The following is a 16,043-nucleotide window of genomic DNA, read 5'->3' as shown; positions in this document are numbered from 1 at the left end:
GCTTCACCCCCAGCCGCGCGAGCCCCGCCGCCGCCCGCTTCGCGCGCCGGTACACCTGGGCCCAGGGCAGGGAGGTCTCTCGCTCGGAGGCGTCCACGAACACGAGCCCCAGCGACGTGTGCGACGTCGCCTTCAGCATCGCGTTCACCGTGGCGTGCTTCAACGCCGGCAGGGCGGGCCCCTTCATGGCTGGGCTCCCACGTCCACCCGCGACGCCGCGACCCGAGTGGCCACCAACCGCGACAGGTCCTCCACCGTGCGCACGCCCTGCGCGTCCTCTTCCGACAACATCACCCGGAAGCGATTCTCCAACCCCACCGCCAGCACCGTCAGCCCCAGGCTGTCCAGATGCAGGTCGCGCAACAGGTCGTGCGAAGGCTCCACCACGCCCTCGAACTCCAGCTCCTCGCGAGCGATGCGGCGGATCTCCGCCATCACCTCCGTCACGGTGTCAGTCACGGCGTACCTCCGGAATGAAGCGGGGACGGTGGGCGAACGCCTCGGAATACAACGCGCCGAGCGCTGCCTCCTCCGCGCGGATGCGCACGAAGAGCAGGGCCGCGTTGCCCACCGTGAAGACCACCGCCGTCACCCACGCTCCGTGGATGAGCGGCACGCACAACAGCTCCAGCACCACGGCCACGTAGTTCGGATGCCGCAGGAACCGGTACGGCCCGCCCGTCACCGGCGCCAGCCCCGGCACCACGATGATGCGGGAGTTCCACCGGTCGCCCAGCGTCCCGATGGCCCAGTACCGCAGCCCCTGCGCCACCAACGCGCCCACCAGCGCCACCACGCTCCACGTGCCCCAGAAGGGCCGGTGCAGGCCGAACACCTCCGCCACGCACGCCACCAGGAACAGCGTGTGGAACACCACCATGAACCGGTAGTGCCCCTGCCCTGTCTCCACGCCGCCGCGCTCGAAGGCCCGCGCCGCGTTGCGCTTGGAGAGCACCAGCTCCAGCAGCCGCTCCGCGATGAGCAGCACCATGAAGCCCGCGAACAACACCTGGGAGCCGGTCACCAGCGCACCAGGACCATCTCCGCGCAGAAGCCCGGTCCCATGGCCATCACCACGCCCCATTCGCCCGGCTTCGCGTCTGCTTCCTCCAGCGTCTCACCCAGCACGAAGAGCACCGACGCGCTGGACAGGTTGCCCACCTGGCGCAGCGACTTCCACGAGCGATCCAGCGCGCCCGCTTCCAACTCCAGCGCGGACTCGAAGCCCTCCAGCACCTTGGGCCCCCCGGTGTGCGCCACCCAGTGCCGCACGTCCTTGCGGGTCAGCCCGTGCTCCGCGAGGAAGCCATCCACGTTGCCCCGGATGTGGTCCTTCACCAGCTGCGGCACCTTGGCGGACAGCACCACCTTGAAGCCCGTGTCCACCACATCCCAGCCCATCACCCGCTCGGTGTCCGGATAGAACACCGACCGTGAGCCCACCACGCGCGGTCCCGTCGCGCCCGGAGCCTCCGCGCCCCGCAGCACCACGCACGCCGCGCCGTCGCCGAAGAGGCCGGAGGCGATGATGTTGGGGATGGACAGGTCCTCGCGCTGCAGCGTCAGCGAGCAAAGCTCCGCGGCGATGAGCAGCGCCGTCTGCTTGGGGAACGCGCGCAGGTAGTCCGATGCACGGGCCAGTCCCGCCGCGCCCGCCACGCAGCCCAGGCCGAAGATGGGGGTGCGCTTCACGTCCTCGCGAAAGCCCATCCGGTTGACCAGCCGAGCGTCCACGCTGGGGGTGGCGATACCCGTCACCGTGACGAAGAAGACATGGTCCACGTCCCGGGGCGTCAGGCCCGCGCGCTCCAGCGCCTGACGCGCCACGGTTTCGGACAGCTCCGTGGCCACGCGGATCCACGCGTCGTTGCGCTGCTGGAAGGTCGCGAGCGCCGGGTACTGCTCCAACGGGAGCGCCAGGTGCCGGCCGCCCACCTGCACGTTGCGGTGCAGGTCCTCCAGTCGCTCCAGGTTGAAGTGTTTCGTCGCCCACAGGTCGCGCAGCGCCGCGATGAGCTGCTCCTGGCTGGCGTAGTGCGGCGGTAGCGCGCGGCCCACCGCGCTCAAGGAAGGCGAAGGGGCAGTGTCGTGACGGGTAGAGCTGAACATGTGTCCCTGGAGGGTCCCACCCTGGAAGTCGAGTTCCCACGATTAACCGGCACGCGGTCCGGATGCGATGGTCTCCCGTCGCGCTGCATACGCCTGAACGGCCCGGCCCGTTTCCACTGTTGCGCACGCGACGCGCTCCGCACCTTGCGGCCCGGTCCCGGGTCACGAGGCCGCCATGCCCGAGGAGCGAACCCGGCCGCGGAGCACGGTTGATGGCCCCCTCGGTCCACTTACCAACAGAAGCACCCATTGTCGCTCAGGGGCGGAAGCACCTGCTTCCGTGCCATCTCCATCACGGGCGCTTGTCCCGCTAAAACCAGACTCCCCATGGGACGCGCCGACCCAGCCATCCGCCCGCCTGAAGCCCGTTCTCTTCTCGGACGACCCGATAGGACCCTGCGCTGGGATGTCCTGGAAGCGCATCTGGACGAAGCGGCCTTTCTCGCCACGCAGTGGGAGCGGGCCCTGGTGTGCCCGAGTCGTGACCTTCAACGCGTGAAAGAGGGTGTTGAACAGCGACTGCATCTCCACCTGGAGGCCCTCGTGGTCGCCGGCTCCAAGGCGGCTGAGCGCCTGCTACTGCCTGCCCTCACGCACGAGGATCCCGAATACATCCGCGCCGCGTGCATGGCGCTCCTGCGCTCGGGGACGGAAGTCGGGGTGGACTCCGTGCTCCGGACCCTCACGCAAGGTGAGCAGGACGCACGCAAGGAGGCACAGCGCGCATTGGCATTGGACGGCGGCCCAGCGCTGCGCAGGGAGTATTGCGACTCGGAACAGGAACTTCGGGCAGTCGAACCTCGAGAGGCGCTTCACTCCCCGGACCCAGCGGTTCGCGAAGCAGCCCTGGTGCTGGGCCTTGTGCGTGGCCAACGCATTGCGTGGCAAGCCTGCCAGCAGCAACTGGACGCCAGGGATGCAGCAGGAAGCACGGCGCGGCTTCTGCTTGCGGTCGGCGGAGACGACAAGGACATCGAGCGGCTGAAAAGTCTGCTCCAGGTGTCCAACCTCAGGGCCGATGTGCTCTGGGCACTCGGCTTCAGTGGGCGACTGTCCGCCGCTGAAGCCTGTCTGCCCTGGATGCACGACAAGGCCTTCGCCAGCATCGCAGCGGAGGCGTTCTGTTCCATCGTCGGACTGAAGCTGGAAGGCCCCTTGGTGAGTGAGGAGGGCTCAGGAGACGAGGGGTTCATGTCCCCAGAGGAAGACCTCGACGGCGACCCGCGCCCTGGAGGTGAGGCCGCGCTCATCGCCCCCCATCCCGAAGCCGTCGAGTCATGGTGGGCCAGGGCACGGAAAGGGTTCAACCCAGCCGAGCGATATTTCGGGGGAGCCCCCTTCAGCGCCTCGGGTCTGGTCCCCGCGCTCCTGAGCATTCCGATGCGCCGTCGACCTCCCCTGGCACTTGAGTTGTTGATTCGAAGCCAGGGCCGCATCGCGGTGGAAGTCCGGTCGTGGACGCATGTACAGTGGGAGCAATTGCATGCAGCGCAGGGCGAGTCGGGACGCCTGAAAGCGCAGCCCTTCGCAGCATGGCTGGGTGGATGAGGCTTCTGGCGACTCACGCCTCACCGAAGTCGGGACTGGATTCCAAGGGAGCCTCATGGGAACGACAGTCGGCGTGAACAAGATGTCGGTCGTCCACAAGGACTCCAACGGCGTGACCATGGCCATGCCGGATGTCTGCAAGACACCCAGCCCGGCGGGCCCGGTCCCCATTCCCTATCCCAACATCGCGCGCTCCGCGGACACGGCGAAGGGAAGCGAAACGGTGGTGGTGGAAGGCAAGCCCGTGTGCGTCAAGGACTCGAACTTCAGCACCAGCACGGGTGATGAGGCCGGGACCGCGGGGGGCGGCGTCGCCTCCAGCAAGACGAAGGGCAAGGCGGAGTTCGTCAACTACTCGTTCGATGTGAAGTTCGAGGGAAAGAACGTTGCCCGGGCCATGGACCTCATGACCCACAACGACAAGAACACGCCCCCCTTTCCTCTCATCCAGCCTCCCGTCATCGCCCTGGGAAAAGGGCCAGATGACTCGAAGTGTCTCTGCTGCAAGAAGACCCTCTAGCCTTCTGGAGCGTGGACGGTGCGGCTCGTCGTGACAGGGATGGGCATGGTGACCGCATTGGGCTACGGCGCGACGGGGAGCTGCGCGGCCATACGGGCAGGCCTGTCGCGTCCACAGGCCCTGGATGGACTGGTCGTGGGCGATGGTGAAGGGGGCTCCCAGCCCGTCACGGGCTTCCCGGTGTCGGGCTATGCGGAGGGGTTCTTCCTCGCGGGCGCATGGCTCCGACTGGCAGCGGGCTGCCTGGACGATTTGCGTCATGGACGGGAGTGGCCGCCGGCGTCCGATGCTTCCTTTTGGGGAAGGACAGGGCTCTTCGCCCTCACGCCCTTCATCGACGAGGCCCGATTTGGCTGGTCCCTGAGCCAACGTCCTCGCGCCCTCGAGGAGGACTTCGTCCGGCCCTTGCTCGCACTCCAACACCTGCCCGTCCCGGAGGAGCGAAGTCGCGCCCTGTCCCTGGGTCACTGTGGGCTGGCTGCGGCCCTCCAAGGAGCACGCCGGCTGCTGGAGGAACGAAGCCTGGAGAGGGTCCTCATCGTCGCGGCGGACTCCTATTCCGACGTCCCGAGCCTGGAGTGGATTGACGGGCAGGGACGGCTCAAACAGCCCCAGATGCCGGTGGGGCTGATGCCCGGACAGGCGGGAGCCTGCCTCCTGGTGGAAGGCGAAGGAGCGGTCAGGGCGCGTAGAGCGCCCCCGGACATCCGCGTCGGAGGCGTGTCTTTCTCCGCCGGGCCCAGGGAGCGACGCACGGCACACATCCTGGGGCGCGCAATGGCGGAGTCGATTCTCCAGGTGCTCCGTGACGCTCGGATGCCCGCCCCGTTTCAGGGCTGCCTGGTGTTGGACCTGAATGGCGAGGAGTGGAAGTCGGCCGCCTGGGCACATGCCCAGGTGCATCTGACGGAGCATGTCGATTTCGAAGGCTGCCGGGTTCGGGTTCCCGCGGAATCGCTGGGAGAGGTCGGGGCGGCGAGCGCCGTCGTGGGGGCAGCGGTCGCCATCTCCGAGCTGCTCTCCTCTCACCATGAGAGCGCAGTGGTCTGCTCCTTTTCCGACCACGGGGATGTCGGTGTCGTCCTGCTCCAGCGAATTCCCCAGCGGTAGCTCACACGGAGGTTGCCATGGCGCTCACTGCAACGAAGGACCACATCCTCTCGGGATACCCGATGCAGGCGGTGCTGTGTCGTTCCAAGGAGTATCGCAAGAACGGCATCAGCGTCATCGGCAATGACCCAGGCAAGCTCGCACGCGTCTACAACAACAACAGCAAGATCAAGAAGCACCTGACAGAGAACGCCATCGGGACGAAAATCCCTGGCGCGACCGCAGGGGACGACAAGCACGCCGCGGGCTATCACTTCAATCATTTCAATGAGAGAGCAGGCACGCCCTACCCGAACGCGGGCCACCACATGCTGCCGTGTGAGCTGTTCACCGTCAGAAGCGAGGGAGCCAAGCAGGGAGGAGTCTTCGGGGAAGAGGAATTCAAGATCCTCCGTCGAGTGAAGTACGACATCAATAACGGAGAAAACCTCATCTTCCTGCCCGCCATCAATGACACCCACTGTGGCATCCACCAACTGCCCTGCCACGTCGGCAGCCACCCCGCATACACCGCAGAGGTTTCGCGCGACATCGAGAGGATCAATCGGCTCCTCAAGAAAAGCCTTGAACAGCCTTGCGAGAATTGGAAGCCCCCAGAGACCATTCCAAACGAGCTCAAGAACCGTGAAAAGAAATACTGGGAATGGATTGTAGCCTTCGGCGAAAACACAAAAGGAGCGCACATCAACACATTCCGCAAGGAACTGGTCGATGAGTTGACGAACAAGCCGAAGTCCCGGCCCAGCAGACTGGGCAAGAAAACCTGACACACCTCAAGCCCAACCTCTTATGAGCTTCCTACCCTGGCTTTCAGACGACGAGAATGACGCGTATGCATGGGTCACCTATGCGCCCGACGCGTTGAGGAAAGAGCCCAAGGAGTACGAGCTGCACGAAGGCGTTACGGTGCAGCGCTGGTATCCAGCGAATGTGACCTTTCCACTGGCGGAAGATCGAGGTCTTGAGCTCACGGACTCCATCCCCAACACCCTCGACCTCATCATCGCGTCGGAGCGACTGAAGCAGTTCCTGGAGGCGAACGCAGGAGCCCGCATGGAGTTCCTTCCTGCCCGGCTCCTCGATCAAAAGGACCGGATCGTTCCGGAACCATTCTACGTCCTGAACCTGCTGGAAGTCGTGGAGTGTGTCGACCTTGAGAAGTCCCAGTACGAGCGGTCGGTGATGGACCCCACCTTCATTGCCTGGTTCTCGCTCCTGGTCCTGGATGCGGCGCGGATCCCCCCGCAGGCGAAGCTCTTCCGGCTCAAGGAGAAGCCAGACCTCATCCTGATTCGCGAGGACCTCGCCCAGGTGCTCGTCAATGAGGACTACACGGGCATGATGTTCCTGGAGCTGGAGGAGTACGGCAGGGAATGGGGACGGACCTGAGCATGAAAGGCCAGGCACCGTGATTCATCATGAAACCAATGCGGTCGAGGCCATCCGGGTCCTGACGATGGAGGTCGAGAGCGGCCCCCGCCCCGTGGAGGAGCGCGAGCGCATCCTCTTCCACCTGTCGCGGCATTGCCGCATCGCCGCGCTCAGCGCCCTGCTGGCCCGGGCGGATGTCGTGTCCTTCCGCGAGCGCCTCCGATTGTCCGGAGCGTGGCGGCTGAACCTCCTGAGAGACCGCGCCGCGCAGGCGAGGCCCTTCAGCCGGTTCACGGGCGCCGCCCAGATTGCGCCCCTCTGTGATGCCCTCGCCGCCGGTGAGGACACGCTCGCCCAAGACATCGCGCGCGCGTCCGCTCCCGAGTGGCTGGCACGCAAGGAGTTCGAGGACGACTTCTACTATGGGCGGCTGTTGGGCGGATTCACCCTCCGGGAGCCTGGGTGGGAAGCCGTGGCGGCCCCCCTGCTCTCCGGGCTCCTTCGGGTCATGCAAGATGAGACTGCGCCACGGGTCCGCGTCTGCCGCGCCCTGCTGGCCCACGAACCCGACGCCTTTGTCGCAGCCCTGCTGGAGCTGCTGGAACGACATGGCGCCTGGTTCCGCGCCAGGGCGGGAACCCTGCAGGCCCGCGAACCCGCGTTCGAGTTGGAACGGTCGGTTTGCGTGGAGGGCCTCGCCTTGCTGCACCTCGCCTCACGGCATGGTTTGTCGGTCGACCCAGCGGCGCAATACCCATTGCTCCCTGACATTGCCCGAGTGGGCTGAGCTTTTTGGTTCGCCTCCCCGTTCCCGAAGCTCAGAAGTTGGCATGGACGCAGAGGGTGTCGCCGTCCATGAAGGAGTAGGCCGCCGAGAGCGTGGTGACCGCCGGTTGGGTGCAGAAGAAGGCCACCTTCACGAGTTTGGGAGTCGCCGCTCCACAGAGGACCGTGTCCGTCGACATGCTCACCCGTCAACGAAGATGTGCGGCCGCGCTGACGCGCGCGCGTCAGCGCTTCCATTGTTGGCGCACAGCACCTGCCCGTAAATCCACCCGCCATCCGGGTTACATGGGCATGCGACTGGAACATGCTCACTTCATCGCCTCCTCAAGGACGGCCCGGGTGGTGTCCGCGATGTTCGCGTCATCCTTGTGCATGTCGTACGTGAGCACGCCCTTCCAGAGCATGATGTGGCGCGGCGCAGTGTTGCTGTAGCAGGACTTCTTGTTGGCGGGGTTCGTGCAGTCGAGAGCGCCAAACAATGCGGGTTGAGTTCCCTTTGGAAAAAGGGGAGGCCGAGGGAACAGGCACGCCACGCCGGTCACCTTCCTGGCGATGGCCTTCTTGGACGCGGGACGCTCGCACATGGACGCGACGCCATTGAGCAGCTCACCGCAGTGCGAGGCGTAGCTCGCGCCGTCCCACTCCTCGGGATTGAACAGATGGAAGCGGGTCTTGACCTTGAGTTTGGTGCCACACGCGGTGTTGGCGGCATTCAGGGCGCTGGAGATCGACTTCTCGAACGAGGCCTTCGCCTCCTTCTGGATGGGATTGAGCTTCTCGTCGGCGAGCGCGGCCGTGGACAGCAGGGCCATGGCGGCGAACACAGGCTTCAAACGCATGAGGGGACTTCCTTCCTGGGGGAGACAGCGGCGGGGAGTCTTCGACCCGCCTTCCCTGGAAAGCAACCGCTGCCTCCGTGTGCAGCGAGCAGCCCCCGGTCACGGCGTGCCCAGGGCCGACGGAGCCTCCAGCCGCCGCGCGCGTCGGCGCCAGTACAGGAACACGGGCACGCCCGCGCCGAGCAGCAACGCGCCCTTGAGCGCGTTGAGCGGGTTGGAGGCCGTTGAGCCGAGCAGCACGTACAGCGCGGCCGCGATGAAGAGCAACGGGGTGAAGGGATATCCAGGCACCCGGTACGCGGCGCGAGGCACCAGCCCCTGCCGTTCGCGCGCGCGGTAGACGAACAGCGTCGCGGCGGTGGCGCCGAAGACCAGCCAGTCGGCGAAGACGACGTAATCGAGCAGCTCGCCGTACGTGCCCGTCCCCGTGAGCAGGATGGCCCAACCCGCCTGGAAGAGGATGGCGTTGGAGGGCGTGCGGTAGCGCGGGTGCAGCCGGGCCATCCAGGGAAAGAACAGTCCATCCGCAGCCATGGCCTGGTAGACGCGCGGCGAGACGAGGATGACGAGGTTGAGGAATCCGAAGGTGGAGAGGGCGACGCCGGCGATGATGAACGTGCGGCCCGCGGGTCCGAGCAGCTGGCCGAGCGCGTCCGCCGCCGGGGCACTGCTCGCCGCGAGCCCCGCCGCGCCGAGCGTGCGCAGGTAGGTGAGGTTCGCGAGCAGGTACACCGTCACCACTCCGATGACGCCGAGCAACAGGGCGCGCGGCAGGTTGCGCTCGGGGTCGACCATCTCCTCGGCCACGAAGTTCGTCTGCTGCCACCCGCCGTAGCTGAACAGCACCGGGACGAGCGCCGCCCCCAGGGCGAGCACGAGGGAGTCGGGCGCCTGAGGAGCAACGACAACCTCCATCGCCGCGGGCTGGGGACTTTCGAGGAGCAGGCCCGTGCCCACGAGCACCGCGAGCGCCAGCAGCTTGAGCACGGTGAACACGTTCTGCGTGAGCGCCCCGGGCCGCACGCCGAAGTAGTTCACCCCGGAGAGCAGGAGGATGGCACCGACGGCGAGGGGGAATCGGGAGGCGGGCCCCCAACCGGTGAGCGCGAGGGTGTAGTTGGCGAAGGTGACGGCTACCGCGGCAATGGCCCCGGTGGCGATCATGAGCATCAAGCCCCACGCATTGAGGAATGCGGGCAGCGGGCCGAAGGCATCGCGCAGGTAGACGTAGCTGCCGCCAGCCTTGGGGCTGCGCTGTCCCAGCTCCCCGTAGATGAAGGCGCCGATGAGCGCCACCCCTCCGCCGAGCAGCCACACGCCCAGGGTGAGCTCCGGCGTGTGCACGCGCTGCGCGACGATGGCCGGGTTGAGGAAGATGCCCGAGCCGATGATGCCGCCGATGACGAGCATCACTCCCGAGAAGAGGCCAACGCGTCGCGCGTAGCCTTCACGAGGCTCGGCCGGGCGGGCTTCGGCTTCATCCTGGAGGGGGGAGGGGCTCATGGGGTGTCGAGCATATCGGGGCTCGCAACAGCGTGGAGCGGTTGCCCGGCAGTTCCTCGCGCACCACGTATTGGAAGGACAGAAGGCCCGTGGCTTCACGGGCCGGCCCTCACGGCCCTGAAGGTCTCAGCGCATGCAGACCGCTTCGACGTTGTTGCCGTCCGGGTCGAGCAGGAAGGCGGCGTAGTACGTCGGGCTGTAGTCGGCGCGCACGCCAGGACGGCCGTGGTCGCGGCCACCCGCCCCGAGCCCGCCTTCATGGAAGCCGTCGACGGCGGCCCGCTCGGAAGCCCTCAGCGCCACATGCACCCCGGGGCTGACGGCATCCTGGGAGTGATAGAGCCACAGGGCCGGCTCGCCCGGCGGGCCAAAGCCCGCGCTCGACGCGTCACGGGTGCACAGCACGTGTCCCAGCGAGGCGAGCGCCTTCTCGTAGAAGCGCACGCTCGCGTCCAGGTCCTTCACCTTCAATCCAATGTGGTCGTACACGCTGCTCTCCTTGGGTGATGACCGTCATCCTAGGGAGGGCACCGCGCGCCCGACTTGGAGGAACTTGCGCCCCTTGCGCGCGGCCTGACGGAAGCCGCCAGGAGGGACGCCCGCGGCGCGGTGGAACGTGCGCACGAAGTTGGAGAGGTCACCAAAGCCGACGTCGAAGGCGATGTCCGTGATGGAGCGGGTGTCCCCGGCCAGCAGCTGTGCCGCGTGGCGCAGCCGCGAGCGCACCAGGTACTGGTGCGGCGTCACGCCCAGGACCTTCGAGAAGAGCCGCAGGAAATGGAACGGGCTGAGTCCGAACTCCCGGGCCACCCGTTCGAGCACGACGGGCTCGTGCGAGTGCGCGTCCAACCACAGCGCCGCCTCCACCGCGCAGCGGCGATGCCGGGGCCCTGCATCCAGTGGCTTGCGCTTCCTTCCGGAAGCCAGGTCCACGAAGCGGGCCGCCAGCAGGACGCCCAGCTCATCGAGCCCAAGCTCGCGCCGGCCCTCCGCTGTCGCCTGCGCGAGTTCGGCGAACACCATCAATTCGGGCAGCGGCGGCATGGCGCCAGTCCGCCAGACCTCCCTCCGCCCGCCGAGGGCGTCCACCAACGTCTCCGACAGTCGGAAGGACAGACACTCGTCGCCCCCCACCACGTGCTCGTGCGTGCACTGGTATTCGTCACCGGGGTGGCCAATCAGCAACGAGCCCGCCACCAGCTCGAACGCGTTTCCTCGCGTGTGGTAGCCGAAGCTCCCCTTGCGGACGTAGGCGATGGAGAAGCCCGTGTGCAGCTCCGTGAACGGCGTGTCGCCGGGCCCTGCGTGGCACCGGTAGTCGAACACCGAGAGCGAATCGCACCGCATGACCGTCGTGGCCGTCATCGTTCATTCCCTCCGACCGTCGCCGCATCCAGGAGGGCATCCACCCCAGGCCGTCGTGACGCGGCGCGAGCTTGGTCACGCCCGGCCCCGCGCACTTGGAGAATCTTGCCCTGGTGAATCACGGCACCCGCGTGAAGGTTCCTTCGCGGTCGATGTCGGCTTCAATCACGTAATCGTCCGTGGAGTGCTGCCAGTACACCCGGTCGTCGACCGAGAACCCGAGCATGTCGCCTTCGAGCACCGGGAGGTCCGCTCCGACGAAGCGGTTGTCACCCACGGCCACGGTCATGAGCGGGCTCTGACGGAACCCATTGACGCCCCTGCGGGCGAGGGTCAGGCGCACCTGGCCGGGCTTCGAGGCCCGGACCCTCCAGGCCCGGATCTCCCCAGACACCGGACACAGGGTGTCGCCTTCGGACTTGAGCGTCAGGGGCGTTGAAACGAACAGGTTCCAGACCGTCACCTGATTCGGCGTCGCGCGGTCAAAGGCGATCCGGTTGTTGTCCGTTCCGTTCTCGCCGTGAGAATCGTAGACGAACACATCGTCCTTGTGCGTCGCGGTCACGTCGAAGCGCTGCTTCGCCGGCCCCTGCAGCATGAACATCCGGTCCTGCTCCACGAGAAACTCAATCGTGCCGTAGAAGGCACTCTGGTACCTGCCCAGGAGCCCATACTTGGCGGAGATGACGCGGGCCGGATTGGCTGTGTCGCTGGCGCGGGCGGGCGGATGCAGCTCCTGACGCATCGCCTCCTGGAACCTCTCCACGAAGGTCTTCTTGTGTCCGGGATGCACGAAGCTGTCGAAGTCTGGCTTCAGGAGCGCGGCAACCTCCAGCCCGGGGTCGCTGACAAACCCCCTGAAGGCCGCACAGAGGGCTTCCGCGACTCCGACCGGCTCACCATTGGTCAACACGACGACTCCAAGCCGGTCCTCCGGCCAGAGCTCGACGCTGGTGGCCGCGCCGAGCCCGAAGGCGCCGGAGTGGCTGTACTTGAGGGGCTGGCCTTCCCTGTCAGTGACATTCCAGCCCAGGCCATAGCCACTCGTGTGCGGCTCGCGCGGCACCCCGGGCTTGTAGATGCCAGGGACATAGGGCCGGTGGGTCAGGCTCAGCCAGCGGAAGAACTCCGCGTCGAAGCCCAATCCCAGGTCACCCAGCTGCAGGCGGAGCCACAGTGCCATGTCATTGGCGGAGGAGGTGACGCCGCCCGCGGGGGACTGCGCGTCGGGGTTTCTCTGCGCGTCAGGATTGGGCTTTCCATCAGGAAGGGGCTTCGCGTGATACCACTCCCCATTGGCCCTGAGCCGATGCGCCCAGGTCCGGTTCTCGCGCTTCAGGAAGTCGGAGTAGCGCGAGCTGGTCGACTTCATCCCCAGGGGCGCGTACAGACGGTCGTGGGCCACGTCCTCCCACTCCTTTCCGACGTGCAGGGCCGCCTGACACGCCGCCGCCGTCAAACCGAAGTTGGTGTAGGCGTACCCGCCCGTACGGTCGAGCGCGAGCAGGCGCAGCCGCTCCAGCACCGCCTTGCGGTCATGGCCCATGTCCTCGAGCAGGTCGCCCGCGTGGTCGGGCAGCCCACTGCGGTGCGCGAACAGGCTGGCGAAGGTCGGCGTGACGGCCAATCCCAGACTCGGGACCTTCTCCTCCCAGCCGTCCGAGGTGCCAGGGATCAGCGTCGTCATGACCGTGGACGCCAGCGGCTTGGACAGCGACGCGAGGGGGAAGACCGTGTCCGCGGTGACCTGGTTGTCGGCCGCGGGCGCCTGCGAGCCCAGCAATCGACAACCCGCTCCCAGGGTCTCGACGAGGGGAGGGCCCTGCTCGGGGAGCCAGGCGATGGCGATCGCCACTCCCGGCACCCCCGTGGCAATCCTTGCGTGCTCTGTGTATTCGCACAACCGCTGCCACCCGCGCTGGACGTCCGCCTGGGTAATCATCCAGACAGTCTTCATCACGCCAGGGTCAACCGCAATCCATTCCTGTGGCCGCACCCGCCTTGAAGCCGCAGCCGTCAAGGCACGTCCGCCGAGGCCTTGATGAAGTCGATGAACGCTCGCAGCGGCGCGGGCACGAGGCGCCGTCCGGGGTAGTAGAGGAAGGGCCCCGAGAAGCGCTGCCACCAGGGCTCGAGGATGGGTTCGAGGGCGCCGCTCTCCAGATGCGGGCGCAGCCAGTCCTCGAAGAGGCACACGACGCCAGTGCCGGCGATCGCCGCGTCGACGGCGAGATCCGTCGCCCCGCCCACCTGCACGATGAGCGGCCCCGTGGGTTCGATCCGGACCACCTCGCCGTCGCGCTCGAACTCCCACGGCGTCATCGTGCCACTCGCGAAGCGGCCCCGCAGACACGCATGGCCGAGCAGCTCGCGGGGGTGCTCCGGCCGGCCCTGGCGCTCCAGGTAGGCCGGGGAGGCCGCGGTGGCGAAGCGCTGGACGCGCGGCCCGATCGGCACCGCGACCATGTCCTGCTCCAGCCGTTCGTCGTAGCGGATGCCGGCGTCGCACCGGGCTTCGAGCACGTCGACGAAGCGGTCTTCGGCCACCACCTCCAACTGGATGTCGGGATAGGCGGCGAGGAACGGCGGAATGATGCGCGGCAGCACCAGCCGGGCCGCGCTGACCGGCACATTGAGGCGCAACGCGCCCGCCGGCTTGTCGCGAAAGCCGTTCACCACATCGACAGCGGCTTCCATCTCGGTCAATGCCGGGCCGAGCCGCTCCAGCAAGCGCTCCCCTGCTTCGGTGGGGACGACACTGCGGGTCGTCCGGTTGAGGAGCCTGACCCCGAGCCGCTCCTCCAGACGACGGACCGCCCCGCTGAGCGCGGACGCGCTGCCGCCGCTCGCGCGCGCACCCTCACGAAAGCTCCGGGCGCGGGCCACCACCACGAAGGCGTTCAGATCACCCAGGTCAACCTTCACTGTTCGCCACCCCGTACAACCTGTGCGGACCGGACCCCGTTATCGCGGAGCCTCAGAACGTCTATTCCTGCCTCATCTCGAAAGGAGATGAACCATGCCCGGAATCGATCAGTCCAGCACCTTCGCCCTCGGTGGACGCAACGTGAAGCGGCTCGGCTATGGAGCGATGCAGCTCGCGGGGCCCGGCGTGTTCGGCCCACCCAGGGATCATGACGCGGCGTCGGCCGTGCTGCGGGAGGCCGTGGCGCGCGGGGTGGACCACATCGATACCAGCGACTTCTACGGCCCCCACGTCACCAACCGGCTGATCCGCGAGGCGCTCGCGCCCTATTCCCGCGACCTCGTCATCGTCACCAAGATTGGCGCGCGACGCGGCGAGGATGGCTCATGGAACCCGGCGTTCTCGCCCGAAGCGCTGACCCAGGCGGTGCACGACAACCTGCGCAACCTCGGGCTCGACGTGCTGGACGTGGTCAACCTGCGGATCATGTTCGACACCCATGGGCCCGCTGAAGGGTCCATCGAAGCACCGCTCACCGTCCTGGCCGGGCTTCAGCAGCAAGGCCTGGTGCGACACATCGGGCTGAGCAACGTCACCGCCGCGCAGGTCGCGGAAGGACGCCGGATCGCTGAGATCGTCTGCGTGCAGAACCAGTACAACCTGGCGCACCGGAGCGATGACGCACTGATCGACGCCCTGGCCCGTGACCGCATCGCCTATGTGCCGTTCTTCCCGTTGGGTGGCTTCACCCCGCTGCAGTCATCGACCCTGTCCGATGTCGCCGCGCGCCTCGGCGCGACACCCATGCAGGTCGCGCTCGCCTGGCTGCTTCGCCGCGCACCCAACATCCTGCTGATCCCCGGCACCTCGTCAGTCGTGCACCTGCGGGAGAACCTCGCCGCGGCCGAGTTCAAGCTGCCGGACGACGCGATGAAGCAGCTGGACTCCGTGGGCAGCATCCGCTCCGCCTGACTCACGAACGCTCCGGGGAGTAGACTGCCGCCCATGATCAAGCTCCACCAGTTCAACCCTTCTGGGAATTGCTACAAGGTTCGCCTGCTGCTGCATCAGCTGGCGATTCCGTTTGAAACGCGGGAGGTGGATCTCACCGCGGGAGAGACGCGCACGCCGGAGTTCAAGGCGATGAACCCCATTGCCCGGACCCCCACCGTGGAGCTGGAGCCAGGCGTCTTCCTCGCCGAGTCCAACGCCATCCTCTGGTATTTCGCCGAGGGCACGCCCTTCATTCCCAGCGACCGGCTGGAGCGGGCGCGGATGCTCCAGTGGATGTTCTTCGAGCAGTACAGTCACGAGCCCTACATCGCCGTGGCTCGGGCGTGGCTCACCTTCTTCGGTGTCCCTGCCGGCAAGGAGAAAGAGCTGGAGGAGCGCATCCAGAAAGGCTACGCCGCGCTCGACGTCATGGAGGGCGAGCTGAGCAAGCGGCCCTTCTTCGCGGGCGAGCACTACAGCCTCGCGGACATCTCGCTGTATGCGTACACGCACGTGGCGGAGGAGGGCCGCTTCGACCTGGGCCGCTATCCCGCCATCCGCTCCTGGTTCGAGCGGGTGCAGGCCCAACCCCGCCACCTGCGCATCACCGACATCATCAACGCGCCGTCGGCTTCGCGGCCCTCCCAGGTGAAGTCGGGGCTGTAGGTGGGCAGGCAGCACACGGTACCGCCTGGCTGCCCATCCGTCGGCGTCTCCAACCTGTCGCTACCGCGACGTCGCGGGTTGCATTGCCGTGCATGCAGCAGGAGCGCCGGAGATTCTCGCTCAGTGTCGCTCGACGGCGACCCCACGGCATTCGAAGTGCCGGCTCAATGAGCCCAGTTCATAACGGGCAACGAAGCGCCGCGCGATGGCCCGGGCCATGATCCGATAGACCGCTTCGGTGGGATGCGCCAGATCGCTCGTCGCGACGGGAGTGGGTGGCGGCAGTCCGTAGCGCATCGGGGGAGCC

General features: G+C 67.0%; 19 protein-coding genes and 1 pseudogene. 8 read left to right on the top strand and 12 right to left on the bottom strand.

Annotated elements, in window-relative coordinates; all coding sequences use genetic code 11:
- The 4 genes and pseudogenes from D7X74_RS29200 to D7X74_RS29185 all read right to left on the bottom strand — a co-directional run.
- Positions 1-187 (bottom strand): annotated as a pseudogene (locus D7X74_RS29200) (AMP-dependent synthetase); the annotation flags it as partial.
- Positions 184-435, bottom strand: a complete 252-nt coding sequence (locus tag D7X74_RS29195) for an acyl carrier protein (RefSeq protein ID WP_120536286.1) — start codon at positions 433-435, stop codon at positions 184-186. The pseudogene D7X74_RS29200 and the gene D7X74_RS29195, both read right to left, overlap by 4 nt.
- 16 nt (positions 436-451) lie before the next feature.
- Positions 452-991 carry an isoprenylcysteine carboxyl methyltransferase family protein gene (locus D7X74_RS29190; protein WP_370450816.1) on the bottom strand — a complete coding sequence of 180 codons (540 nt, stop codon included), beginning with the start codon at positions 989-991 and terminating at the stop codon, positions 452-454.
- Between the two features lie 29 nt (positions 992-1,020).
- A complete protein-coding gene (locus D7X74_RS29185; protein ID WP_120536284.1) occupies positions 1,021-2,109 on the bottom strand; it encodes a type III polyketide synthase in 1,089 nt (362 codons plus the stop codon).
- Between the two features lie 327 nt (positions 2,110-2,436).
- Here D7X74_RS29185 and D7X74_RS29180 point away from each other — a divergent pair, with 327 nt between their 5' ends.
- From D7X74_RS29180 to D7X74_RS29155, 6 genes are all read left to right on the top strand, one after another.
- Positions 2,437-3,657 (top strand): hypothetical protein, encoded by a 1,221-nt coding sequence (locus D7X74_RS29180; protein WP_147446714.1) that lies wholly within the window; start codon positions 2,437-2,439, stop codon positions 3,655-3,657.
- 55 nt (positions 3,658-3,712) lie between these two features.
- Positions 3,713-4,177, top strand: coding sequence for a DUF4150 domain-containing protein (locus tag D7X74_RS29175; protein WP_120536282.1), 465 nt, complete (start codon positions 3,713-3,715; stop codon positions 4,175-4,177).
- Positions 4,178-4,195: 18 nt separating this feature from the next.
- A complete protein-coding gene (locus tag D7X74_RS29170; protein WP_120536281.1) occupies positions 4,196-5,287 on the top strand; it encodes a hypothetical protein in 1,092 nt (363 codons plus the stop codon).
- 17 nt (positions 5,288-5,304) lie between these two features.
- The gene (locus D7X74_RS29165) at positions 5,305-6,054 is read left to right on the top strand and encodes an AHH domain-containing protein (RefSeq protein WP_120536280.1); all 750 of its coding nucleotides are present in this window, start codon (positions 5,305-5,307) and stop codon (positions 6,052-6,054) included.
- 22 nt (positions 6,055-6,076) lie between these two features.
- A complete protein-coding gene (locus D7X74_RS29160) occupies positions 6,077-6,676 on the top strand; it encodes an imm11 family protein (RefSeq protein WP_120536279.1) in 600 nt (199 codons plus the stop codon).
- Positions 6,677-6,770: 94 nt separating this feature from the next.
- Positions 6,771-7,445, top strand: a complete 675-nt coding sequence (locus D7X74_RS29155; protein ID WP_158622309.1) for an immunity 49 family protein — start codon at positions 6,771-6,773, stop codon at positions 7,443-7,445.
- A gap of 31 nt (positions 7,446-7,476) precedes the next feature.
- Here the strand turns inward: D7X74_RS29155 and D7X74_RS43165 are convergent, their stop codons facing one another.
- The 7 genes from D7X74_RS43165 to D7X74_RS29125 form a co-directional block, all read right to left on the bottom strand.
- The gene (locus D7X74_RS43165; protein ID WP_158622308.1) at positions 7,477-7,623 is read right to left on the bottom strand and encodes a hypothetical protein; all 147 of its coding nucleotides are present in this window, start codon (positions 7,621-7,623) and stop codon (positions 7,477-7,479) included.
- A gap of 129 nt (positions 7,624-7,752) precedes the next feature.
- A complete protein-coding gene (locus tag D7X74_RS29150; protein ID WP_120536277.1) occupies positions 7,753-8,283 on the bottom strand; it encodes a hypothetical protein in 531 nt (176 codons plus the stop codon).
- Positions 8,284-8,382: 99 nt separating this feature from the next.
- Entirely contained in the window at positions 8,383-9,786 is a 1,404-nt protein-coding gene (locus D7X74_RS29145) for an APC family permease (RefSeq protein WP_120536276.1), read from the bottom strand.
- Positions 9,787-9,912: 126 nt separating this feature from the next.
- A complete protein-coding gene (locus D7X74_RS29140; RefSeq protein ID WP_120536275.1) occupies positions 9,913-10,275 on the bottom strand; it encodes a VOC family protein in 363 nt (120 codons plus the stop codon).
- A gap of 24 nt (positions 10,276-10,299) precedes the next feature.
- On the bottom strand, positions 10,300-11,151 hold the full coding sequence (locus D7X74_RS29135; RefSeq protein ID WP_120536274.1) for an AraC family transcriptional regulator: 852 nt from the start codon (positions 11,149-11,151) through the stop codon (positions 10,300-10,302).
- Positions 11,152-11,269: 118 nt separating this feature from the next.
- Complete coding sequence (locus tag D7X74_RS29130; protein WP_147446713.1) at positions 11,270-13,171, bottom strand: serine hydrolase; 1,902 nt, start codon at positions 13,169-13,171, stop codon at positions 11,270-11,272.
- Positions 13,168-14,076 carry a LysR family transcriptional regulator gene (locus D7X74_RS29125; protein ID WP_120536272.1) on the bottom strand — a complete coding sequence of 303 codons (909 nt, stop codon included), beginning with the start codon at positions 14,074-14,076 and terminating at the stop codon, positions 13,168-13,170. The genes D7X74_RS29130 and D7X74_RS29125 overlap by 4 nt, the downstream gene beginning before the upstream one ends.
- 94 nt (positions 14,077-14,170) lie before the next feature.
- Between D7X74_RS29125 and D7X74_RS29120 the strand changes: the two genes are divergently transcribed.
- Positions 14,171-15,049, top strand: coding sequence for an aldo/keto reductase family oxidoreductase (locus D7X74_RS29120; protein ID WP_120536271.1), 879 nt, complete (start codon positions 14,171-14,173; stop codon positions 15,047-15,049).
- A gap of 33 nt (positions 15,050-15,082) precedes the next feature.
- Entirely contained in the window at positions 15,083-15,736 is a 654-nt protein-coding gene (locus tag D7X74_RS29115) for a glutathione S-transferase family protein (protein ID WP_120536270.1), read from the top strand.
- 120 nt (positions 15,737-15,856) lie between these two features.
- On the opposite strand, the gene D7X74_RS44455 is transcribed toward D7X74_RS29115, so the two are convergent.
- A partial coding sequence (locus D7X74_RS44455; RefSeq protein ID WP_233602305.1) for a hypothetical protein occupies positions 15,857-16,043 on the bottom strand: 187 nt, incomplete at its 5' end.

Origin of the sequence: Corallococcus sp. CA047B (assembly GCF_003612065.1) — a bacterium.
Taxonomy (GTDB): Bacteria; Myxococcota; Myxococcia; order Myxococcales; family Myxococcaceae; genus Corallococcus; species Corallococcus praedator.
This window is presented reverse-complemented; position numbering and strand designations above follow the sequence as displayed.